The sequence below is a fragment of the Williamsia sp. z71 genome, assembly GCF_059553375.1.
Genome location: NZ_JCANWX010000005.1, coordinates 112,789 through 133,885, shown reverse-complemented (window position 1 = coordinate 133,885; position 21,097 = coordinate 112,789). Strand labels below are relative to the sequence as shown.

General features: G+C 65.9%; 21 protein-coding genes, 6 tRNA genes and 1 pseudogene. 17 read left to right on the top strand and 11 right to left on the bottom strand.

Translation table 11 applies throughout. The features are described 5' to 3' along the window. Window positions 1–24: 24 nt before the first annotated feature. Window positions 25–810 (bottom strand): dihydrofolate reductase family protein, encoded by a 786-nt coding sequence (locus AC51GR_RS13655; protein ID WP_496325180.1) that lies wholly within the window; start codon window positions 808–810, stop codon window positions 25–27. Window positions 811–844: 34 nt separating this feature from the next. Between AC51GR_RS13655 and zapE the strand changes: the two genes are divergently transcribed. Both zapE and AC51GR_RS13645 read left to right on the top strand, forming a co-directional pair. After that, a complete protein-coding gene (zapE, locus tag AC51GR_RS13650) occupies window positions 845–1,858 on the top strand; it encodes a cell division protein ZapE (RefSeq protein ID WP_496325179.1) in 1,014 nt (337 codons plus the stop codon). Window positions 1,859–1,913: 55 nt separating this feature from the next. Further along, window positions 1,914–2,483, top strand: a complete 570-nt coding sequence (locus tag AC51GR_RS13645) for a YdeI/OmpD-associated family protein (protein WP_496325178.1) — start codon at window positions 1,914–1,916, stop codon at window positions 2,481–2,483. Between the two features lie 11 nt (window positions 2,484–2,494). Here the strand turns inward: AC51GR_RS13645 and AC51GR_RS13640 are convergent, their stop codons facing one another. Together AC51GR_RS13640 and AC51GR_RS13635 are read right to left on the bottom strand one after the other, a co-directional pair. After that, window positions 2,495–3,058 (bottom strand): GNAT family N-acetyltransferase, encoded by a 564-nt coding sequence (locus tag AC51GR_RS13640; RefSeq protein WP_496325177.1) that lies wholly within the window; start codon window positions 3,056–3,058, stop codon window positions 2,495–2,497. A gap of 161 nt (window positions 3,059–3,219) precedes the next feature. Beyond that, complete coding sequence (locus tag AC51GR_RS13635; RefSeq protein WP_496325176.1) at window positions 3,220–4,035, bottom strand: SDR family oxidoreductase; 816 nt, start codon at window positions 4,033–4,035, stop codon at window positions 3,220–3,222. Window positions 4,036–4,131: 96 nt separating this feature from the next. Here AC51GR_RS13635 and AC51GR_RS13630 point away from each other — a divergent pair, with 96 nt between their 5' ends. Beyond that, the gene (locus AC51GR_RS13630) at window positions 4,132–4,914 is read left to right on the top strand and encodes a helix-turn-helix transcriptional regulator (RefSeq protein ID WP_496325175.1); all 783 of its coding nucleotides are present in this window, start codon (window positions 4,132–4,134) and stop codon (window positions 4,912–4,914) included. On the opposite strand, the gene AC51GR_RS13625 is transcribed toward AC51GR_RS13630, so the two are convergent. From AC51GR_RS13625 to AC51GR_RS13595, 7 genes are all read right to left on the bottom strand, one after another. Beyond that, window positions 4,906–6,201 carry a glycosyltransferase gene (locus tag AC51GR_RS13625; protein ID WP_496325174.1) on the bottom strand — a complete coding sequence of 432 codons (1,296 nt, stop codon included), beginning with the start codon at window positions 6,199–6,201 and terminating at the stop codon, window positions 4,906–4,908. The genes AC51GR_RS13630 and AC51GR_RS13625 overlap by 9 nt on opposite strands. After that, window positions 6,198–6,785: a TetR/AcrR family transcriptional regulator gene (locus AC51GR_RS13620; protein WP_496325173.1), complete on the bottom strand. Its 588-nt coding sequence runs from the start codon at window positions 6,783–6,785 to the stop codon at window positions 6,198–6,200. The genes AC51GR_RS13625 and AC51GR_RS13620 overlap by 4 nt, the downstream gene beginning before the upstream one ends. Before the next feature lie 240 nt (window positions 6,786–7,025). Next, window positions 7,026–7,100 (bottom strand) — tRNA-Val (locus tag AC51GR_RS13615). Window positions 7,101–7,124: 24 nt separating this feature from the next. Beyond that, window positions 7,125–7,200 (bottom strand) — tRNA-Gly (locus tag AC51GR_RS13610). Window positions 7,201–7,244: 44 nt separating this feature from the next. Then, a tRNA-Val gene (locus AC51GR_RS13605) sits at window positions 7,245–7,319 on the bottom strand. A 34-nt stretch (window positions 7,320–7,353) separates the two neighbouring features. After that, window positions 7,354–7,427, bottom strand: a tRNA-Cys gene (locus tag AC51GR_RS13600). A gap of 20 nt (window positions 7,428–7,447) precedes the next feature. Further along, window positions 7,448–7,520, bottom strand: a tRNA-Gly gene (locus AC51GR_RS13595). A 238-nt stretch (window positions 7,521–7,758) separates the two neighbouring features. Here AC51GR_RS13595 and AC51GR_RS13590 point away from each other — a divergent pair. Beyond that, window positions 7,759–7,830, top strand: a tRNA-Val gene (locus AC51GR_RS13590). Between the two features lie 96 nt (window positions 7,831–7,926). On the opposite strand, the gene AC51GR_RS13585 is transcribed toward AC51GR_RS13590, so the two are convergent. Beyond that, window positions 7,927–8,553 (bottom strand): DUF2461 domain-containing protein, encoded by a 627-nt coding sequence (locus AC51GR_RS13585; protein WP_496325172.1) that lies wholly within the window; start codon window positions 8,551–8,553, stop codon window positions 7,927–7,929. Window positions 8,554–8,707: 154 nt separating this feature from the next. On the opposite strand from AC51GR_RS13585, the gene AC51GR_RS13580 reads away from it, so the two are divergent. The 13 genes and pseudogenes from AC51GR_RS13580 (at window position 8,708) to AC51GR_RS13520 (ending at window position 21,071) form a co-directional block, all read left to right on the top strand. Continuing rightward, window positions 8,708–9,847 carry an acyl-CoA dehydrogenase family protein gene (locus AC51GR_RS13580; protein WP_496325171.1) on the top strand — a complete coding sequence of 380 codons (1,140 nt, stop codon included), beginning with the start codon at window positions 8,708–8,710 and terminating at the stop codon, window positions 9,845–9,847. Continuing rightward, a complete protein-coding gene (locus AC51GR_RS13575) occupies window positions 9,844–11,130 on the top strand; it encodes an acyl-CoA dehydrogenase family protein (protein WP_496325170.1) in 1,287 nt (428 codons plus the stop codon). Before AC51GR_RS13580 ends, AC51GR_RS13575 begins: the two co-directional genes overlap by 4 nt. Window positions 11,131–11,166: 36 nt before the next feature. Next, window positions 11,167–11,607: a TIGR02611 family protein gene (locus AC51GR_RS13570; protein WP_496325169.1), complete on the top strand. Its 441-nt coding sequence runs from the start codon at window positions 11,167–11,169 to the stop codon at window positions 11,605–11,607. Between the two features lie 122 nt (window positions 11,608–11,729). Beyond that, entirely contained in the window at window positions 11,730–13,781 is a 2,052-nt protein-coding gene (gene thrS, locus AC51GR_RS13565) for a threonine--tRNA ligase (RefSeq protein ID WP_496325168.1), read from the top strand. Continuing rightward, window positions 13,778–14,341, top strand: a complete 564-nt coding sequence (locus tag AC51GR_RS13560) for an ATP adenylyltransferase (protein WP_496325167.1) — start codon at window positions 13,778–13,780, stop codon at window positions 14,339–14,341. Before thrS ends, AC51GR_RS13560 begins: the two co-directional genes overlap by 4 nt. 49 nt (window positions 14,342–14,390) lie before the next feature. Next, on the top strand, window positions 14,391–15,053 hold the full coding sequence (gene pgsA, locus AC51GR_RS13555) for a phosphatidylinositol phosphate synthase (RefSeq protein ID WP_496325166.1): 663 nt from the start codon (window positions 14,391–14,393) through the stop codon (window positions 15,051–15,053). Continuing rightward, window positions 15,050–15,970, top strand: coding sequence for a phosphatidylinositol mannoside acyltransferase (locus tag AC51GR_RS13550; protein WP_496325165.1), 921 nt, complete (start codon window positions 15,050–15,052; stop codon window positions 15,968–15,970). The genes pgsA and AC51GR_RS13550 overlap by 4 nt, the downstream gene beginning before the upstream one ends. Further along, complete coding sequence (locus tag AC51GR_RS13545) at window positions 15,967–17,091, top strand: glycosyltransferase family 4 protein (protein ID WP_496325164.1); 1,125 nt, start codon at window positions 15,967–15,969, stop codon at window positions 17,089–17,091. The genes AC51GR_RS13550 and AC51GR_RS13545 overlap by 4 nt, the downstream gene beginning before the upstream one ends. After that, window positions 17,088–17,582, top strand: a pseudogene (locus AC51GR_RS13540) (LemA family protein); the annotation flags it as partial. The gene AC51GR_RS13545 and the pseudogene AC51GR_RS13540, both read left to right, overlap by 4 nt. Window positions 17,583–17,720: 138 nt before the next feature. Further along, window positions 17,721–18,647: a pyridoxal 5'-phosphate synthase lyase subunit PdxS gene (pdxS, locus tag AC51GR_RS13535; protein WP_496325163.1), complete on the top strand. Its 927-nt coding sequence runs from the start codon at window positions 17,721–17,723 to the stop codon at window positions 18,645–18,647. 237 nt (window positions 18,648–18,884) lie between these two features. Then, complete coding sequence (locus AC51GR_RS13530; RefSeq protein ID WP_496325162.1) at window positions 18,885–19,694, top strand: PP2C family protein-serine/threonine phosphatase; 810 nt, start codon at window positions 18,885–18,887, stop codon at window positions 19,692–19,694. A gap of 8 nt (window positions 19,695–19,702) precedes the next feature. Beyond that, complete coding sequence (locus AC51GR_RS13525; RefSeq protein WP_496325161.1) at window positions 19,703–20,431, top strand: FHA domain-containing protein; 729 nt, start codon at window positions 19,703–19,705, stop codon at window positions 20,429–20,431. 184 nt (window positions 20,432–20,615) lie between these two features. Beyond that, window positions 20,616–21,071 carry a response regulator transcription factor gene (locus tag AC51GR_RS13520; RefSeq protein ID WP_496325160.1) on the top strand — a complete coding sequence of 152 codons (456 nt, stop codon included), beginning with the start codon at window positions 20,616–20,618 and terminating at the stop codon, window positions 21,069–21,071. Window positions 21,072–21,097 lie beyond the last annotated feature (26 nt).

The following is a 21,097-nucleotide window of genomic DNA, read 5'->3' as shown; positions in this document are numbered from 1 at the left end:
TGGCGAGGGTACTGGCGCGGGCGGTCATCGCGGATCGCGCACCCAGCGCACGTACAGGTAGTCCTCGTCGTCGGCCAGGACGTGAGCCCGCCGCATCTGCCGGGCCGCGGTGCCGCCTGCGGTGAGGTGCCTGGCGTCGCCGGCGGTGAGCACCGGTGCGACGGTGACGCACAACTCGTCGAGCAGGTCCTTCTCGATCAGTGTGCCGAGCAGCGACGGACCCCCTTCGCAGAGGACCCGCCACCGGCCACTGCCGGCCAGATGGGCCGCGACCGCGGTCATGTCGACACTGTCGGTGCCACAGTCGACGAGCGTGGCACCGGCGTCGACGAGACGTGCCCGGGCGTCCGCGGGGGCGTCGCGGCAGGTGAGGATCTCGGTTCCGGGGTCGGTGATCAGTGGATTGTCGGGCGCGATGGTGAGCGCGTTGCTCACCAATGCCAGTGTCGCCACGGGCGATTGACCCAAGCCGGCGCGACGTCCGGCCATGTCGGGGTTGGGCTGCACCGGCCCGTAACCTTCCGCGACCGCGGTCCCTGCCCCGACGACCACCACGTCGGCCAGTCCGCGCAGCACCATGAACAGCCGACGGTCCCCGTCGCCACCGAGGCCGCCGGAGAGACCGTCCACCGCCGCGCCACCGTCGATGGAACCGATCATGTTGGCGCGCATCACGACAGCGCCCGCCGGGGCCGGGGGATAGGCGTAGAGGTCGGCGAGAGCCTCGGGACACAGCTCCGCAACCGTGGTTCCCGCGCGGTCGACGCCCCGGGTTCCTGTGAGCTGGGTCGCTTTCGTCAATGGGTGCACGGAACCATTCTGACCACTTGACTAGGCTCGCGACATGCCAGCACGTCTGAGCGACCGCACGCCGCAGGTCGCACCCGAGGCCCTCATCGGTGAGATGGTCCCGCCGTCGATGTTCGACGAGGTCAGTTTCGACTCCTACATACCCGATCCCAACGAGCCCAGTCAGGCCCAGGCGGTTGCCGCGGCCCGCGCCTTCGTCGAACGCGCCAAGAAGGTCAAGGGCGGCAAGAAAGGCCTGTTCGGCCGCAAGTCCGCACCACAGGCCGGACTCGGTCTGTACCTCGACGGCGGGTTCGGTGTCGGTAAGACACATCTGCTGGCGTCGATCTATCACGCGATGCCCGAGCCCAAGGCGTTCGCGACATTCGTCGAGGTGACCCACGTGGTGGGTGCCCTCGGCTTCGTCAACGCCCTCGAGCGGCTCTCGGAGCACTCGGTGCTGTGCATCGACGAGTTCGAACTCGACGATCCCGGTGACACCATGCTGGTGTCGCGGTTGCTGACCGAACTCTCGGCGAAGGGTGTCTCGATTGTCGCCACGTCGAACACATTGCCCGGACAGCTCGGTGAGGGCCGCTTCGCAGCCCAGGATTTCCTGCGGGAGATCAAGAAGCTGTCGGCGGTTTTCGAGGCGATTCGCGTCGACGGTCCCGACTACCGCCACCGTGATCTGCCGCCCGCGCCCGATCCGGCCACCGAGGCCGAATTGCGGGAACTGGCCGAGAAGACCCCGAACGCCACGCTCGACGACTTCGACGAGCTGTGCGCGCATCTGGCCAAACTGCATCCGTCGAAGTACAAGGCCTTGGTCGAAGGCGTCAGCGTCGCCTGCGTCTCCGGGGTGCACCCGGCGGCCGATCAGACGGTGGCACTGCGGATCGTGGTCCTCGCCGACCGGCTGTACGACGCCGGTATCCCGCTGATGGTCTCGGGGTCGAAGCTCGACGAGATCTTCACCGAAGAGATGCTCAATGGCGGTTACCGCAAGAAGTACCTGCGGGCGACCTCCAGGCTGCTGGCGCTGTCGCGGTTCGCCGAATCCAGGTAGCCGGCCGGCGTTCGATCCGGACCGGGTTTTGATCGGTCCGCCGTAGGCTGGTCACATGGCTGATCCCGCGGCGCCACACCTGCACCCCGCAGATCTGGCTGAGTGGAGCCGGTGGCTCGAGGCCAACCACGACACCTCGCCAGGTGTCTGGCTGGTTTTCTGGCGCAGGGAGTCCGGCAGGGTGCCGCTCGATTACGACGGTGCCGTGCGAGAGGCGCTGTGCTGGGGCTGGATCGACGGCCACACGCGAGCCGTCGATGCCGATCGCCGGGGCATGTGGTTCACCCGCCGGGGTCGTAGCAGCGTGTGGGCCGCATCGAACCGGGCACGTGTTGCCGACCTGATCGCCGAAGGTCGCATGCGGCCGCCGGGACAAGCGGTGATCGATGATGCCAAGGCCTCCGGTTTGTGGAATCTCCTCGAGGACGCGGAGGCGCTCATCGAACCGGCGGAACTGGCATCTGCGCTCGACGACGACCCGGCGGCGCGCGGTCATTGGGACCGATTCCCGCCCAGCGCAAGGAAATTCGCGTTGACGCAGATCGCCATGGCCAAGCGGCCGGAGACGAAGCGTAAGCGCATCGTCGCGATCGTCGAGAAGGCAGCCCGAGGTGAACGGCCCTGACCCGCAAAGGATCAGGCGGGGCTTCCCTGAGGGCTGCGCGCGAAGATGAAGTCGTTGCAGATGGCGCCGTTGACCTGAAAGGTCTTGTGGCCCACGATGTCGAAACCCATCTTCTGGTAGAAGCGCTGCGCCCGGATGTTCTTCTGGTTGACGCCGAGCCAGATCAGTTCGCTGCCTGCCGCAGCCGCGTGGTTCAGAGCCGCGGCCATCAGCCCGGCCGAGGCGTCGCGGCCGTGATGGCCTGGTAGAACGTACATTTTCGACAGCATGGTGACCGGTCGCGCGGTGATGGTCGACAGTACGTCGCGGTCGGTGGGTTCTTCGTCGACGACGAGCGCGTACCCGGCGATCTTCGAGGTGGCCGGGTCGACTGCCTTGAAGACATGGTGGGTTGGATCCGCCATGAACGCCAGGAAATGTTCGGCCGTGAGGTTGTGGGCCACGAAGTGTTCGATGTCGGTGATGGTCAGTTCCGGCGGACAGGCGAGAGGGAAGGTCACGGCGGCAACGGCCGCGATCTCAACCGCGTCCTCGGGTACGGCGATGAGGATCTGAGCCCTGTCGTTCTGGGTCATGCGGCTGGTCATCCTTGTCGGTCGGCGGGTCGGCGGAGAATCTCATTGTTTGATCAAGACGTCGGCCACGTTGTCTCGGGCACGCACCCTTTCAGTTCACCACCCTTCCCGCGCTGACGTCGACGGTTCCGGCCCCCCCGGATTCCGGAGCCGACGACAGGTCAGATGATCTGCTCGGTGGGGAGGATGTGGATTTCGGTGAGATTCACGTGCCCGGGAAGGGAGGCGAGGAAGGCGACGGTCTCGGCGATGTCCGCTGATTGCAGTACGTCGATCTGTTCGATGAGGTCCGCCATCAGCTTGCTCGCGGAGGGGTCGGTCACGTGGTCGGGGAGTTCTGTGTCGACCATGCCCGGTTCGATGGCGCAGACGCGGATCTTCTTCCGGCCGAGTTCCATGCGGAGCAGCCGGGTGAGTTGGGTGAGATAGGCCTTGGTGGCCGAGTACACCTGGAAACCTTCGAGATACCGGACGGCGGCGGTGGAGGATGTGACGACGAGGTCGGCCGGTCGCCCTGCCGCGGCGGCCGCTTCCAACGGGCCGACGAATGCCCCGATCGTGTTCATCGTGCCCTTGATGTTGAGATCGATCTGCGCGTCCCAATCGGCAACGGCGAGGTCGCTGATCCCGGAGATGAGTTGAACGCCGGCGTTGGCGAAGAGCAGGTCGACCGTGCCGAGTTCGTCGGCGATCCGATCCGCGGTCGACCGGACGGCGTCGCGGTCGGTGAGGTCGGTCGGTAGGGCCAGAGCGATGCCGCCCTTGGCGCGGATGCGGTCTTCGAGTGTGTCGATCCGGTCGCCGCGGCGGGCCAGGAGCGCGACCGAGGCGCCGAGTTCGGCGAAGCGCTCCGCGGTGGCGGCGCCGATCCCGCTGGAGGCGCCGGTGACGACGGCGACTCTCCCGGCGAGGGGGGTTCCGGCGATGATCTGAGGTCCGGGGATCTGGGCAGTGGTGGTGTTCTGTGTTGTGTTCACCTCACCAGCGTCCGTGTCCGAGCGACGGTGAGGGAGGCCGCGACAGGGCCACTCTCACAAGGGGTTCGGATTGCCGTCCGACAGTAGGCTTCGACCATGACGCAGGCAGATCTAGGAGAGTTCCTCCAGACCCGACGCGCCCGGGTTCAGCCCGAGCTGCTCGGAATACCTATCGTGGGCCACCGGCGCGTTCCGGGCCTTCGTCGCGACGAGGTGGCGACCGATGCGGACATCAGCGTGGATTACTACCGGCGGATGGAGCAGGGGCGCGAGCGGCACCCTTCGGAACAGATCCTGGCGTCCCTCGCGCGGACCCTACGGCTCACACCCGATGAGCAACGGCACCTCTACGCGCTGGCCGGTGTCGCATGGAAGCTCGATGGGCAGGCAGTGAATCGGCCGGTGCCCGCCGAGCTTCTGACGCTGCTCGACACCTGGCAGGAGGCAGGGGCGATTGTCCTCGATCCGGTCCTCGACGTGATCGCACTGAACGCGCAGGCGGAGGAGTTGTTCGGTGGATTCGCCGCCCGGAGGAATCTCCTGGAGATGGTGCTCCTCGACCCACATGGGCGCTCGTTCTTCGTCGACTGGGAGGCCTCGGCCCGGGCCACTGTCGCCAACTTGCGGGCCAGCGCCGATTTCGGTGAGACCCCGGCCCGGTTTCGTGAGCTCATCGCCGAGCTGCGACGGAACAGTGCGGAGTTTCCGGCGCTGTGGGCGATGCACGACGTTGCGCCGAAGACACACGAAACAAAGGAGCTTCTGCATCACGAACGAGGTCTGCTGACCATCGACTTCCACGCCTTCGGTGTCTCGAGCGCACCCGGGCACCAGTTGCTGGTCTATCGGGAGCAACTCAAGGGTCGATCATCACCCTGACGCCGATGGCTGCCGGTTCACGGCTCCGGAGACATCGAGGTCCTCGAGCTCGGCGACCAGGGTGCCCGCCGCCGCGTCGCGCCTGATGATCACGCCGAGTTCGGCCGCGGCCGCCGCGTACGACGGAGTGTCCAGGACGCGCTGCGTGGCCGCTGCGATCTTGTCCGGCGTCGCCTTGCGCGAGAGCGTGATCCCGGCACCTCGGGCGCTGACCCGGGCTGCGTTGTCGGCCTGGTCCCGGCCATGGGGCAACGCCACGATCGGCACGCCTGCGGCCAGCGCGCGGACCACCGTGCCGTGCCCGGCATGGGTGATGACGGCACGGGCATGTTCGAGAACCGCGGAGTGAGGTGCCACCGCGACGACGGTGACGTTGGCGTGCGCGTGCAGGGTGGTCGGGTCGATCGCAGGTCCGGTGGTCACATAGCCACGAACCGGCATCTGCGCGAGCGCATCGACGATTCGCTGCAGGCAGGCCGCCTGGTCCTGAAACGTCGAGGACAGGGCCACCAGGACCAGCGGTGCGTCACCGGCGGGCGGGGTCCACCGGTCGGCACCGGTCCAGGCGGGATCGTCGAGGACGGCGCCGACATACCGGACGTGCGCAGGCATCTGGGCGGGGAAGTCGAACCCGGCGGAGGTCAGGACCAGATGTCTGCGTGCCGCGTGCATCTGGTCGAAGAACTCGGCCACCGGCGCAAGACCGTAGGACACCCGCAGTCTGTTCAGGGCCTCGGTGCCCTTGTTCCACTGGCTCAGTGTCAATGCCCTGACGGTGCGATCGCGGAGCCGGGTCACCCGGCCGTGGGCCGGCTGCAAGCCGAGACCAACCGGCGGCATGCCTGTCGTGGGCAGGAGATAGGTGTTGGCGAACGGCACGTCGAACGGGACCCCGCGGGCCTGCGCGGCAACCATCGCACCGACCGCGAAGAACGAGCAGACCGCCAGATCCGGATGAACGGAGTCGATGACGTCCGCCATGTCACGGGCGTAGGCAGGTGCGGGGCCGACGAATTGGCGGTTGCGCAGGCGGGCGAACAACGTGATCGGGTTCGAGCATTCCCAATCCTCGAGCGGGTCGTCCGCGGCGCTGCGGGACGCCCGGTTGGGTGCGGCGGTCCACGGCACAAATCTCGCACCGATGGATTCGACGTCCGAGGTCATCGAATCCTCGGCGAGGACGGTGACGCGGTGGCCCCGTTCGACGAGTCGTCTCGCCGCGCCGAGTTCAGGAGGTACGGTGCCGCCGCCGTCGACCAGGGCGAAGAGGTACGTGTGCGCCTTCATGTTCTGGTTCCTCTCAGGACGCCGACGACCAGGTCGGCCATGGATTGTTCGGTGGCCGCCCGGCTCAGACCGAGATCGCGCCGGAGCAGTTTCCAGACATAGACGTCGGTCGCCGCATGCAACGTATGGAGGGCGTGGACACGGGCTGCCGGTTCCGTGGGCAGTTGGTCGCCGAACATCGCGACCAGCCACTGCTGGTGAAGGGTCCGCGCCTTGTCGAGGGCGGTTGCCAGGTCGGGAAATCGGTCCGCCGACATCGCCCATCGGACGTTCGCATCACCCATCAGCTCGTACTCACCGACCAGTGCGTTGATGGCACCGCGGACGTCGCCGGGCCGCGCGGCGTGACGGGCGGCGTTGGTCTGCTCCGCCAACGACTCCGCCAATCCGCGAACCACCCCGGCCTTGGATTCGAAATGATTGAGCACCGTCTGGTGCGAGACACCCGATGCCTTGGCGATCGAGGCCAGGGTCACATCCTCGAAGGACCTCTCCATGAAGAGGTCTTTCGCGGCGGCGAGAATCCGCTCGCGGGTGGCGACTTTGCTCTCGGCGCGACCGGTCTGGGTGTAGGTGCGTGTCATTTTCATTTGACTGCCACTCAAGCACTGACTTGAGTGCCGGTCAAGCGAATTTATTCACCGAAAAAAAAGCCGGGCCGCCGTGGCGGCCCGACCGGGGGAGTGCGGGGGATGTTCTGGACTCAGACGAACGTGGCGCAGATGCGCTGTGCCGCGGCATGCAGTGCCCGTTCGCGCTGCGTATCGACATATCTGGACACGAGAAAAACCCGGCCTGGGGGCCGGGTTTCTCTTTTCGAACCATGGTGCGCGATACAGGGATTGAACCTGTGACCTCTTCCGTGTCAGGGAAGCGCTCTCCCGCTGAGCTAATCGCGCCTGTTCATGGGGATTCGATCTGTTTGGAGCGGATGACGGGATTCGAACCCGCGACCCTCACCTTGGCAAGGTGATGCGCTACCAGCTGCGCTACATCCGCATTCGTTGAAGAAGCCCCGGTACAAGCCGGGGCTTCTTCGACGATGGTGCGCGATACAGGGATTGAACCTGTGACCTCTTCCGTGTCAGGGAAGCGCTCTCCCGCTGAGCTAATCGCGCTAGATCTTGTTCAGTTGTAAGCCTATTCAAACAATGGAGGCGGCGACGGGAATCGAACCCGTGTGCACGGCTTTGCAGGCCGTTGCCTCACCACTCGGCCACACCGCCACGGTGAATCTCGATCTTCGAGCGGATGACGGGATTCGAACCCGCGACCCTCACCTTGGCAAGGTGATGCGCTACCAGCTGCGCTACATCCGCATTCGGAACCAGGGTCTTGGTCGTGCTGTCCTGGCAACGAGGACAAACATTATCGGACCGACCCGCAAAGTCACAAATCGCCTGATCAGGCGGATTTCGGGTGAAGCGGCGCCGATGTTGATCGAGTTTCGGGTGGTGTTGGTGGGGTCGGTGGGATCGACCTTGCGATTTGGTTGCACGCAGGGTCATCGTGTTAATGTCTTCCGGTCGAGACCGAAGGATCTGGTCACGACAAACTGGTCCCGTGGCTCAGTGGAAGAGCGTCCCGTTCACACCGGGAAGGTCGCTGGTTCGATCCCAGCCGGGACCACATAGAAGAGGACGTCGCCCAAGCGGCGTCCTTTTTCGTTGCCCTCCCCGGCAGTGTTTCGGACCCCGTTCCCGGTTCCGTCGTTCTGACCCCAGCTCAGCCGTGTTGCATCGCCCATTCGACCAGTGGTGTGCCTTCGCGCCAGCCCGCCCGGATGCGCTCGATGAGTTCGGGTGTGTGGATGAAGTCGTCGAATCCGAAGTCCTGGCTCACGGTGAGGGTTTTGTGCCGCAGTAGGGCAATCCGTGGATGGTCTTTGTCCCATCCACGCGGCGCGGTCTTCAGCGTCGCGCCGCCGATCTCCCATCCGCCGGCGCGCAAGGTCTCGATGATCTTCTCGAGCTCGGGACCGAACAGGTCGTTGTCGATGGCGGCGCGCAGGTTCGCGAGCCGTTCGGGCGTCGAATCGTAGAATCCGGCGGCGATCTTCACGCCCGGTGCACCGATCTGCACGTAGTAGCCGGTGGCCGGTCCGACGGCGACAAACGCTCCCTGATGGGTCTTGAACGGCGTCTTGTCCTTGGCGAAGCGGACATCGCGATACGGGCGAAAGACCTTGGCCTGTCCGAACTCGTCGCTCAACGCCTCGGCGAGTTGGTTCATCGGTCCGGCGACGGCGCGCTGATACGTCTGCTTGTGCGCTTCCCAGAACGCCTTCGAGTTGTCCTGCTCCAAGTCGTCATAGAAATCCAGCGCGGCCTCTGGGAATCCCTGGAAAGTCATCGCCAAATGGTACGTCGGCACCGATGTCGACCCGCTTCCACTTGCCTCGGTGGGCACCGAGCGGCTACTAATTGAATTCTGGATGAGAATTACGTTCTCGCTCAGAGAGATCTATGTATTCGCAGGTGCGACCGAGGTGAGGACGTGCACGCCCATGTTGTTGGAGCTGACCGACGATCAAGAGTTCTTCCGGGACACCACGGACAGGTTCCTGTCGGCGAAGGTGCCGGTGGCCGAACTCCGTCGTCTCCGGGACGATCCCGTCGGGTATCCGTCGGACTACTGGCGCAAAGGTGCCGAACTGGGCTGGACCAGCCTGCTGGTCGACGAGCAACGCGGTGGTGGATCCATCAGCGGTTCCGGGCTCGCCGATCTCACGCTGGTTGCCCATGAGTTCGGACGCCATGCCGCGCCGGGCCCCTTGCTGCCCACGAATGTCGTCGCCTCGCTGCTGAACACCTACGGGTCCGAAGAGCATGGCGCCGTACTCGAGGAACTGCTGGCCGGCACCGCGACCGCGGCCTGGGCGCTCGCCCGGCCGAACGCGAAATCTCTGGTTGCGGTCCGGGACACCTTGATCACCATCGATGGTGACGAGGTGGTTGTCCAGGGTGCCAAGCGCCCGGTCGAAGGGGCCGCTGCGGCCGACCACCTGCTCGTCGTCGGGCGGACCGGGGAAGGCCTGTCGCAGGTGCTCGTTCCACGGACTGCAACCGGTGTCACGGTTAAACCCCTGCAATCGATCGACCTGACCCGGCGGTACGCCGCCGTCGACTTCGACGAGGTGCGCGTGCCACTCTCGGCGCTGGTCGGTGAGCCGGGGCAGGCCCGCGAGGCCGTCACCCGGGGTTGCCAGGTGGCGATCGTGATCAACTGCGCCGAGTCGGTCGGCGCGATGCAATCGGTGTTCGACATGACCCTGGAGTGGGCCTTCGACCGCTACTCGTTCGGTCGGGCCCTGGCCTCATACCAGGAGATCAAGCATCGTTTTGCCGACATGAAGATGTGGCTCGAGGCCGGTCACGCCGTCGCTGACGCCGCCGCTGCGGCGGTTGCCGCGCAGGCCCCGAACGCCGCGGAGGTCGTCAGTGCGGCCAAGGCGTACATCGGTCAGTACGGCGAGGAACTGATGCAGGACTGCGTGCAGATCCACGGCGGGATCGGTGTCACCTTCGAACACGATCTGCACCTGTACAGCCGGCGCGCGAGCGCCAATCGATCCACTTTCGGCGTTCCCGCCGATCACCGGCAACGCATCGCCGACATCGTTCTGCGCCAGGAGGCCACGGTATGACCGCCCCCAAGACCGACACCGCCGACACCGAGATGGAATCCGTCGAGGACTTTTCCGCCCGGGCCCGCGCCTGGATTCAGGACAATCTCAAGCGATCCGACCCGGCCGCCCACATCGGGGTGATGCGCAACGAGGGCAGCGACGAGGAAGAAGTGGCCCTCGTGGCCCGCGAGCGTGAAATCCAGCGCATGTTCTACGACGAAGGGTTCGCCGGGATCTGCATACCGCGCGAGTACGGCGGTCGCGGTCTGACCCGGGCACACCTGAAGGCTTTCGACGACGCACTCGGCGGTTACGAGTACCCGGCCCGTCTGCAGTCGCCGACGTTTGCGCCCTGCGTGGGCGTCATCCTCGACTACGGCACCGAAGAGCAGAAAAAGCAGCACATCCCCGCCATCCTGAAGGGCGAGGAGATCTGGATGCAGTTCCTCTCCGAGCCCAGCGGCGGATCGGACGTGGCAGGTGCGCTGACCACCGCGGTGCGCGACGGTGACGAATGGGTGCTCAACGGATCGAAGATCTGGACCACCGGTGCCTGGTGGTCGGACTGGGCACTCTGCCTGGCCCGGACCAACTGGGACGTCCCCAAGCATCGCGGCCTGACGGTCTTCATGCTGCCGCTGCGTCAGCCGGGCATCGAGGTGCACCGCATCGAACTGCTCAACGGGTCGCGGGAGTTCTGCCAGGAGTACCTGACCGACGTCAGGGTCCCGGACAGCGATCGGGTCGGGGAGGTCGACAACGGCTGGAAGGTCGGCACCGGCTGGATGTTCCACGAGCGGATGGCCCATCACTCGCCGTACACGACGATGCCGGCCGGTTCGGCCCGTGGTGGTTCGCGCGTGCCCGAACTGATCGAGGTGTTGCAGGATTCCGGCCGGGCCGACGATCCGATCAGTCGCGACCTGATCGGCGAGGCGCGAATGTTCGATGTGGTAAAAGATGCTCTGCAGCAGCGTATTTCGCGAGGCATCGCCAAGAAGACCGTGTCGGATCAGGCGGCCAGCATCGCCCGGCTGATGACCGGTGTGGCCGCTGTGCGCTCGACGGCGATCGGATACGAGCTCACCGATGCCTCCGGTGCGGCGTGGGACAGCGACGACGGCGCAGTCGCCGAGCGCGGCGTGGACAATCTCATGCGGCAGGTCTCGACGATCGCCGGCGGCACCACCGAGATGGCCCGCAACGCGATCAGCGAGCGGCTGCTCGGGATGCCGCGTGAGCAGACTCACGACGTGAACCTGGCGTTCCGTGACGTTCCGAGAGGGCGATCCGGCAGCTGAACCGGTGCCGGCCCCCCGGTTACGTAAGCTGTGACCATGGATCGAAGTGGGGACGCCGTGGAGCGGCAAGACGGTAACGGCTTCCTGCAGGCGATATCGAACAAGCGCAACGACATTCGGAATCGGCGCACTCTCAACCTGGTCTATCGCTGCGCCGTCGGGTTCATCGGTACCGCGGTGCTGGCAGTGGGGATCGTCACGATCCCGTATCCGGGTCCGGGCTGGCTGATCGTCTTCACCGGCCTGGGCATCCTGGCGACGGAATTCGTCTGGGCCAATCACGTGCTGAAGTTCGCCAAGGGCAAGTACGACAACTGGATGGACTGGATCTCGGCGCAGCACTGGTCTGTTCAAGCCATGTTCTGGCTGTTGACCTGTGCCGTTGTCGTGGGGACGTTGTGGCTTCTGGGCGCATTGGAGATGGGCGCGGGCTGGGTCGGCATCGAATGGACGTGGCTGGCAAGCCCCGTTCTGTGAGCCATCGCGCGCGTCCCGGCAACCGGACGTGGGCCTGCCGGGTGGTCGGCATTACGATCATGGATTGACATGGAACCCGGCCGCCCTCGGTCGGGTGGTTTCATTCGACAAGGAGTGCCCAGGTGCCAGAAAATCCCGTTCCCGGTCCATCAGCCACGATCGCGGTGGCGGCCGGGACCACCGCGGGTGCGGCGCTGCGCGAGAGCGGGCATCCCAACAAGGGTCCCGAGGCGATTGTCGTGGTCCGCGACGCCGACGGCACCCTGCGTGACCTGTCCTGGGCCCCCGACTCCGACACCGTCGTCGAACCCGTCGCCGCCAACACCGAAGACGGCCGCAGCGTCATCCGGCATTCGGCCGCCCACGTGCTGGCCCAGGCCGTCCAGGACCTGAACCCGAAGGCCAAGCTGGGCATCGGACCGCCCATCGAGAACGGTTTCTACTACGACTTCGACGTCGAAGAGCCGTTCACGCCGGAGAACCTGACGGCGCTCGAGAAGAAGATGAAGCAGATCATCAAGTCGGGTCAGCGCTTCTCCCGACGCGTCTACGAATCGGTCGACGAGGCCAAGGCCGAACTGGCCGGCGAGCCGTACAAGCTCGAACTCGTCGAAGACAAGGGTTCGGCCGACGACCCCGAGGTCATGGAGGTCGGTGGGGGAGAACTCACCGCCTACGACAACCTCAATCCGCGCACCGGCGAAAAGATCTGGGGCGATCTGTGCCGCGGGCCGCACGTGCCGACCACCAAATACATCTCCGCGTTCAAGCTGACCCGCAGCTCGGCGGCCTACTGGCGGGGCAACCAGGACAACGCCGACCTGCAGCGTGTCTACGGCACGGCCTGGGAGTCCGCAGAGGCGCAGGACGCCTACCTCGAACTGCTCGCCGAGGCCGAGAAGCGCGACCACCGCAAGCTCGGTGCCGAGCTCGACCTGTTCAGCTTCCCGGACGCGCTGGGTTCCGGCCTGCCGGTGTTCCACCCCAAGGGTGGCATCATCCGCAAGGAACTCGAGGACTACTCCCGGCAGCGTCACACCGATGAGGGCTACGAGTTCGTCAACACCCCGCACATCACCAAGAGCAACCTCTACGAGATCTCCGGCCACCTCGACTGGTACCGCGACGGGATGTACCCGGCGATGCACCTCGACGCCGAGCTCGACGAGAACGGCGAGGTGCGCAAGCCCGGCCAGGACTACTACCTCAAGCCGATGAACTGCCCGATGCACAACCTGATCTTCAACGCCAGGGGACGCTCGTATCGGGAGCTGCCGCTGCGGATGTTCGAGTTCGGATCGGTCTACCGGTACGAGAAGTCCGGCGTGATCCACGGATTGACCCGCGTGCGCGGCATGACGCAGGACGACGCCCACATCTACTGCACCAGAGAGCAGATGCGGGCCGAGCTGACGGGCGCGCTGAACTTCGTGCTGGGTCTGCTCAAGGACTACGGCCTCGACGACTACTACCTCGAACTGTCCACCCGCAACCCGGACAAGTCCGTCGGATCGGACGAGATCTGGGACGAGGCGACGGCCACCCTCGCCGAGGTCGGTGAGGCCTCCGGCCTGCGGCTGGTACCCGATCCGGGCGGTGCCGCGTTCTACGGCCCCAAGATCTCCGTGCAGGTCAAGGACGCGCTCGGCCGCAACTGGCAGATGTCGACCATCCAGCTCGACTTCAACCTGCCCGAGCGGTTCGAGTTGGAGTACACCGGCCCCGACGGCTCCAAGCACCGTCCGGTGATGATCCACCGGGCGCTGTTCGGATCCATCGAACGGTTCTTCGGTGTTCTGACCGAGCACTACGCGGGCGCGTTCCCGGCCTGGTTGTCGCCGGTGCAGGTGGTGGGTATCCCCGTCGCCGACACGTTCGTCCCGCACCTGGACGACGTGGTGGCGCAGCTCAAGTCGAACGGTATCCGGGCCGAGGTCGACCAGTCCGACGACCGGATGCAGAAAAAGATCCGCAATCACACGACCGGCAAGGTGCCGTTCATGTTGCTGGCCGGCGAACGCGACGTGGAGGCGGGCGCGGTGAGCTTCCGGTTCCGCGACGGTACCCAGGTCAACGGTGTGCCGGTCGCAGATGCGGTCCGCATCATCACCGAGTGGGTCCGGGCCCGCCGCAACGAATCGCCCACCGCCGGGCTGATCGAGGCGCCGGCGTGATCCGGGACGTGGGGCCGGGGCAACCCGATCGACTTCAGCGGCTGTGGAGCCCACACCGCATGTCGTACATCACCGCCGCCCCACGCACCGCCTCCGGCAATGGTGACGACTCCGAGTCGTCGGCGAAGTCGGTACATCCGTTCATCGACATCCCCCGGATGTCCGACGAGGCGGGTCTCATGGTCGCCCGCGGCGAGACGGTCTATGCGGTCCTGAACCTGTATCCGTACAACCCCGGGCACGCGATGATCGTGCCCTACCGCCAGGTCGCCGACCTCGAAGATCTGACCGAGGCCGAAAGCGGTGAGCTGATGGTCTTCACCCAGAAGATGATCCGGGCCATCAAGTCGGTCTCCAATCCCGATGCGTTCAACGTCGGTCTCAACCTCGGGACCGCGGCGGGCGGTTCGCTCGCCGAACACCTGCACCAGCACGTTGTGCCCCGATGGGGCGGTGATGCCAACTTCATCACGGTGATCGGTGAGACGAAGGTGATGCCGCAGTTGCTGCGCGACACCCGGGCTCTGTTGGCAGAAGCCTGGCTGAAGCTGCAGGATTGACGGCGCAGTAGCTGATGACGATGTTTCCAATGGAGAGCGTGCTGAATCTATGTTGAGTGTGCTGGGTCGGGCGTCGGTGTCCAAGATCACCCTGCCGCTGGGGAAAGTGCTGATCAAGACCGGTCTGACACCTGATGCGATGACGATCATCGGCACCGTGGCCACGATCGCGGCCGCGGTGACGCTGCTGCCGATGGGCTACTTGTTCGTCGGGACGCTGGTGATCTGGCTCTTCGTGATGTTCGACATGCTCGACGGTGCGATGGCCCGGGCCCGCGGCGGCGGCACCAAGTTCGGTGCCGTGCTCGATTCCACCTGCGACCGGCTCGCCGACGGTGCCATCTTCGCCGGACTCGGCTGGTGGACCCTGGTGGAGGAACCGAGCAAGCCGCTGTTCATCGCGACGATGATCTGCCTGGTCACCTCGCAGGTGATCTCCTACGCCAAGGCGCGTGCAGAGGCCAGCGGTCTCAACGGCGATGGCGGGCTGATCGAACGGCCGGACCGCCTGGTCATCGTGTTGGCCGGCACCGGCCTGACCGGCCTCGGATTGCCCTGGGCCATCCACATCGCGATGTGGGCACTGGCCGCGGGCAGCGTGATCACCGTTTTTCAGCGGATGTGGTCGGTGTACAAGTCGCCGGGAGCCACCGATCCGGTCCCCATCGCGGCCCCTTCGAAGGCACCGGAACCCGGCGGGCCGACGGAGTGACGGCGGTTGCCGAACGGCTCGCGGACCTCGGTTACGCGGCCGGATGGTCCCTGGTCAGACATCTGCCGGAAGGCCTGGCCCGCAGCATTTTCGACGGGGTGGGCACAGTCGCCGGCAGCCGTCGAGGGGGACCCGATCAGCTTCGCAAGAACCTGGCGCGGGTGTTGGGCTGCACACCCGAGCAGGTCCCCGACGACATGATGAAGGCCGCGATGCGGTCGTATGCGCGTTATTGGCGGGAGTCGTTCCGCCTTCCGTCCATGGATACTGCCGACGCGGCGGCCCGGGTGCACATGCCCGACGCCGATCGCGACCGGTTCATGACGGCCCTGGACAAGGGCAAGGGCCTGGTCTTCGCGCTGCCGCACACCGGCAACTGGGACATGGCCGGGGTCTGGCTCGTCCACTCGGTCGGCGAGTTCTCCACCGTCGCCGAGCGGCTCAAGCCCGAGTCGTTGTTCGAGCGGTTCGTCCGGTACCGGGAGAGCCTGGGCTTCGAGATCTTCCCGCTCAGCGGCGGGCAGGCCCCGCCGTATCAACAGCTCGCGGCCCGGCTTCGGTCCGGGGGTGTTGTCTGCTTGCTCGGTGAGCGCGATCTCGCCAAGCGCGGCGTCCCGGTGACGTTCTTCGGGGAACAGACCCGGATGCCGGCCGGCCCCGCCAAATTGGCGATCGAAACCGGGGCCGCGTTGATCGCGGCCCACCACTGGTTCACCGGACCCGACAGCTCCCAGGTCTCCTGTAGTGAGGTCATCGACACGTCCGGTGGGCTGCAGGCGACCACGCAGGCGTTGGCGGCGATATTCGAGACCAATATCGCTGCGCATCCCGAAGATTGGCACATGCTGCAACCCCTGTGGGAGGCTGACTGGTCGCAGAACCGGCGTCGCATGATCGAGGAGGGGAGCACCGAATGAAGATCGGCATGATCTGCCCGTACTCGTTCGACATCCCGGGCGGGGTCCAGGCCCACGTGATGGAACTCGCGCAGGTGTTCATCAACCGTGGACACATTGTCAGTGTGCTGGCCCCGGCGGGCCGGGGCACCGAGTTGCCGGACTACGTGGTGTCGGTCGGCGAGGCACTGGCGATCCCGTACAACGGCTCGGTGGCCCGACTGAACTTCAGTCCGAAAGCGTATGGGCGCCTGCGCAAGTGGCTGCGAGAAGAGGAGTTCGACGTACTCCACGTCCACGAGCCCAACTCGCCAAGCATCTCGATGCTCTCGCTGATGGTCGCGCAGGGTCCGATCGTCACCACCTTCCACGCGGCGACCACGAAGTCGTTGTGGCTCAGTCTTTTCCAAGGGATTCTGCGGCCCTATCACGAACGCATCGCCGGTAAGATCGCTGTCTCCGAACTGGCCCGCCGGTGGCAGATGGAATCCCTCGGATCCGATGCGGTCGAGATCCCGAACGGGGTCCACGTGCGGTCTTTCTCCGATGCCGAGCCGTTCGAAGGCTATCCCCGCCGGGGCAAGACGATCCTGTTCCTCGGTCGCTACGACGAACCCCGCAAGGGGATGGACGTTCTGCTCGGGGCGCTTCCCGCGGTGGTCGCCCGGTACCCGGACGTGCGGGTCCTGGTGGTCGGCGGCGGTCACGAACGCACGCTGCGCGGCAAGGCCGGGGAGTACGCGGACCGACTGGTCCTGCTCGGTCAGGTCGACGACGAGACCAAGGCCCGCGCCCTGCGGTCGGCCGATGTGTACTGCGCGCCCAACCTGGGCGGCGAGAGTTTCGGCATCGTGCTGGTCGAGGCGATGGCCGCCGGCGCAGCTGTCGTGGCGAGCAAGCTCGACGCATTCCGCAGGGTCCTCGACGACGGACGCTGCGGAGTGCTGGTCGAGGTGGGCGACTCGGAAGAACTCGCCTTCGGCATCATTTCGGCCCTCGGCGACGACGCCAGTCGCTCCGCCATGGTCGGGCGCGCAGAGCAGCGCGCCGCACGGTACGACTGGTCGCAGGTCGCTGATCAGATCCTGCGGGTTTATGACACGGTCACGATCGGGGCCGGCAAGGTGGTAGTCGAAGAATGACGATTTCAGCTCTGACGATTCTGATCCTGGGAATCGTCGCGGTGGTGGTGCTGGCCGGGCTCGGCTGGTCCTACAAGACCGCGAACCGGCTCGACCGCCTGCATGTGCGGGTCGATCTGTCCTGGCAGGCCCTCGACGCGGCACTGGCCCGCCGCGCCGTGGTGGCGCGGTCGATCGGTGCCGGTCTCGGTGGTGACGGCAAAGCGCTGATCGCCGCGGCCGACCGGGCCGAAGGTGCACCCGTCGGCGAACGTGAAGACGCCGAGAACGTGGTCTCCGCCGCGCTGGCGCAGGTCGACAGCGCCTCGCTGCGCTCCCAACTGGTCACCGAACTCGCCGACGCCGAGACCAGGGTGATGATCGCCCGGCGGTTCTACAACGACGCTGTTCGCGACACGCTCGCGTTGCGAAACCGGCGCCCGGTGCGGTGGCTACATCTGGGCGGTACCGCCCCGCTCCCGACGTATTTCGAGATCGTCGAGCGCGCGGCGGCCTGAACTGCGACCCCCCGGCGTTGGAATGGGCTGACGCCCCCCCGGGACCGGCACGTACCGAAAGGCCCAGGGCATACACTGAACGTCCAGGACTTTACGGACTGTGTATCCACTAGTTGTGTAGGAGTAATAGACGTGAGCAGTGCTTCAGACCTTGGTTCTTCGGTGAGCCCGGAAGCTTCCGGCACCGGCACTGCGCGGGTCAAGCGTGGAATGGCCGAGATGCTCAAGGGCGGCGTGATCATGGACGTGGTCAACGCCGAGCAGGCCAAGATCGCCGAGGATGCCGGTGCTGTTGCCGTCATGGCTCTCGAACGCGTTCCCGCCGACATCCGGGCCCAGGGCGGAGTCTCCCGGATGAGTGACCCGGACATGATCGATTCGATCATCTCCACGGTCTCGATCCCGGTGATGGCCAAGGCCAGGATCGGCCACTTCGTCGAGGCCCAGATCCTGCAGAGCCTCGGCGTCGACTACATCGACGAGTCCGAGGTGCTGACCCCGGCCGACTACGCCAACCACATCGACAAGTGGCAGTTCACCGTTCCCTTCGTCTGTGGTGCCACCAATCTCGGTGAGGCGCTGCGCCGGATCACCGAAGGTGCCGGGATGATCCGGTCCAAGGGTGAGGCCGGAACCGGTGATGTCTCCAACGCCACCACCCACATGCGCAAGATGCGTGACCAGATCCGGTGGCTGACCTCGTTGCCCAAGGACGAGCTGTTCGTGGCCGCCAAGGAACTGCAGGCGCCGTACGACCTGGTTGTGGAGATCGCCGAGGCCGGCAAACTGCCGGTCACCCTGTTCACCGCCGGTGGTATCGCCACCCCGGCCGATGCCGCGATGATGATGCAGCTCGGCGCCGAGGGCGTGTTCGTCGGATCGGGCATCTTCAAGTCCGGTAATCCGGCTCAGCGCGCGGCCGCCATCGTGCAGGCCACCACCTTCTTCGACGACCCCGATGTGCTGGCCAAGGTCTCCCGCGGACTGGGCGAGGCAATGGTCGGTATCAATGTCGACGAGATCCCGGAGCCGCACCGCCTCGCAGAGCGCGGTTGGTGACCGGCGTCATCTGATCGAACGAGCGCTGCCTGGGCTGCCCGGTCCGGCCGGAAAACCGGCCGGACCGCAGGTGACCGGGCTGTTTCTGCCGACACGCATGGTCAATTCACTGCGCCCGGCGGGTCGATTGTGGATGATCAGACCGGGCAAGGTTGCTGCGCCGGGCAGAAGAAGCTTTGACGTGGCAGATTGATACGTGTTGGCGCGCTCGACCAAAAGACCTGAAGGCGGAGCTCGATGAGCATGGAGACAACCGGGGCGGTTCGCGATGTAACCCGTAGCGGTACAGGTGAGTTCGGCCAGGTCTCGATCGCGTGGGCCGTTGTCAGCGACGTCGGTCTGCTGCGCGAGGCCAACGAGGACGCGGTTCTGGTGGCGCCCGGGATGTTTCTGGTAGCCGACGGCATGGGTGGGCACGACCGTGGCGAGCTGGCCAGTGAGGCGGCGCTGACGGCGCTGTCGGCCACCGCCATCAGCGGGATCAATCGCACGCGCGACTCGGTGGTCGAGATGCTCTCCGAGGCACAGCGGCAGATCGAGCGGATCGACACCGAGTCGGCCCGTCACGCGGGCACCACCATCACCGGTGCGTTGCTGGCCGACAACGACGGTGTGCCGCACTGGCTCGTCCTGAACATCGGGGATTCGCGGACCTACCGGTTCTCCGCGGGCCGTCTCGAACAGGTCACCGTGGACCACTCGCAGGTCCAAGAGTTGGTCGACGCGGGTTACCTGACCGTCGAACAGGCCCGGGTCGACCCGCGGCGCAACGTGATCACCCGTGCCCTCGGAGCCGGGATGGAACAAGAGGCGGACTTCTTCACCTTCCAGGTCGCGGTCGGTGACCGGATCCTGGTCTGCACCGATGGTCTGACCGGAGAACTCGCCGACAGTGCGATCGCGCAGATCCTGGCCGATCACACCGATCCCACCCAGGCCGCGACAACACTTGTCGAGGCGGCATTGGAGTCCGGCGGACGCGACAACGTGACGGTGGCGATCGCCGATGTCATGGCGGTCCCGGAACTTGTCGAACCCATTCGGTGAACGTGCCGATGAGCGCGCCGACGGAGTCGTTCGTCGACTACTGCGGCGAGCGGTACGCGCTCGACCCGGACGTACCGTTGCACATCGGCCGTGAAGCCGACCTGGACATCGATGACAACCCCTATCTGCACCGCAAGTTCCTGACGATCCATTTCGAAAAGGGTCTGTGGTGGTTGTCCAACGTCGGCTCGCATCTGTCGGCGGGTGTGGTCGCCGGGGAGGCGGGGTTCTCGGCCACTCTGGCGCCCGGTGCGAGCGTGCCGCTGATATCCGGGGTGACCGCGGTGGTGTTCTCCGCAGGCCCGACCACCTATGAACTCGACATCCATTCGGGCACAACTCCTCTGGTCACGCTGGATCCGCCGGCCGAACCGACGGGCAGCGGTGAGGCGACCATCGGCGTCGTCTCGCTGACGGAGAGTCAGAAGCTGCTCATCGTGGTCCTCGCCGAAGAGGTGCTGCGTCGCAACGGCACCGGGGCGAGCTCCATCCCGTCGTCGGCGCGGGCCGCCGAACGCCTCGGCTGGTCACTCACCAAGTTCAATCGCAAACTCGACAACGTCTGCGACAAATTCGATCAGATCGGTGTCTCGGGGATGCGCGGTGGATCGGGTCATCTGGCCAGCAATCGCCGGGTCAAGCTCGTCGAATACGCGGTTGCCTCCCGGGTGGTGACCCGCGCCGACCTGCCGATGATCGAGGCCGAGGCCCGACGAAGCGGTGTGACGGGCAGCTGATCGCCCGCAAGTGTGCCCGATCGGGCACGCAATCGGGGTGTTCGCCGTGAAAAGGTGGTCTTACCTGCATCGATGGGGTGGGTAGTTCTCCCCATCGACCTTCTCCGGCAGCGGTTTTAGTGTTGTGACATTCCACAGCCGCGCCGCAGCAGCGAGATGGCCCACCACCTATCAGGAGATCGCGATGACCTTACTGCACAACACTTTTCACGCGCCGACCCGTCCACGCGTCGGCTATCGTCCGGCGACCCCGGCCCGGATGACCCGTGAAGAGGCGTTGGCCCGCCTGGCGCAGCGCACGATGCCACTTCCCGGCCGGCCGGCCGGCGCCTGCACCACCCCGGGGGCCCCGACCTCACCGGCGCGCGCGGCCGCGGCCGGCTCGGCCGATGCAGCGTCGACCACGGCGTACCCGAGGCCCAAGTTGTCGCAGCGCGAAGTCGAGGTTCTCCGGGCCTGGCTGAACCTGGACTCGAAATCGGCTGTGGCCGAATCACTCTTCATCTCGCTCGGCACCGTCAACACACACCTGGCCCGAATCCGGGTGAAGTACAACGAGGTCGGCCGCGGGGCATCGACCAAGGCGGCTCTGGTCGCTCGGGCGATCCAGGACGGGATCGTCTCCATCGACGATCTGTGAAGTAGCCCCCCGCGGGTGCGGGTGGT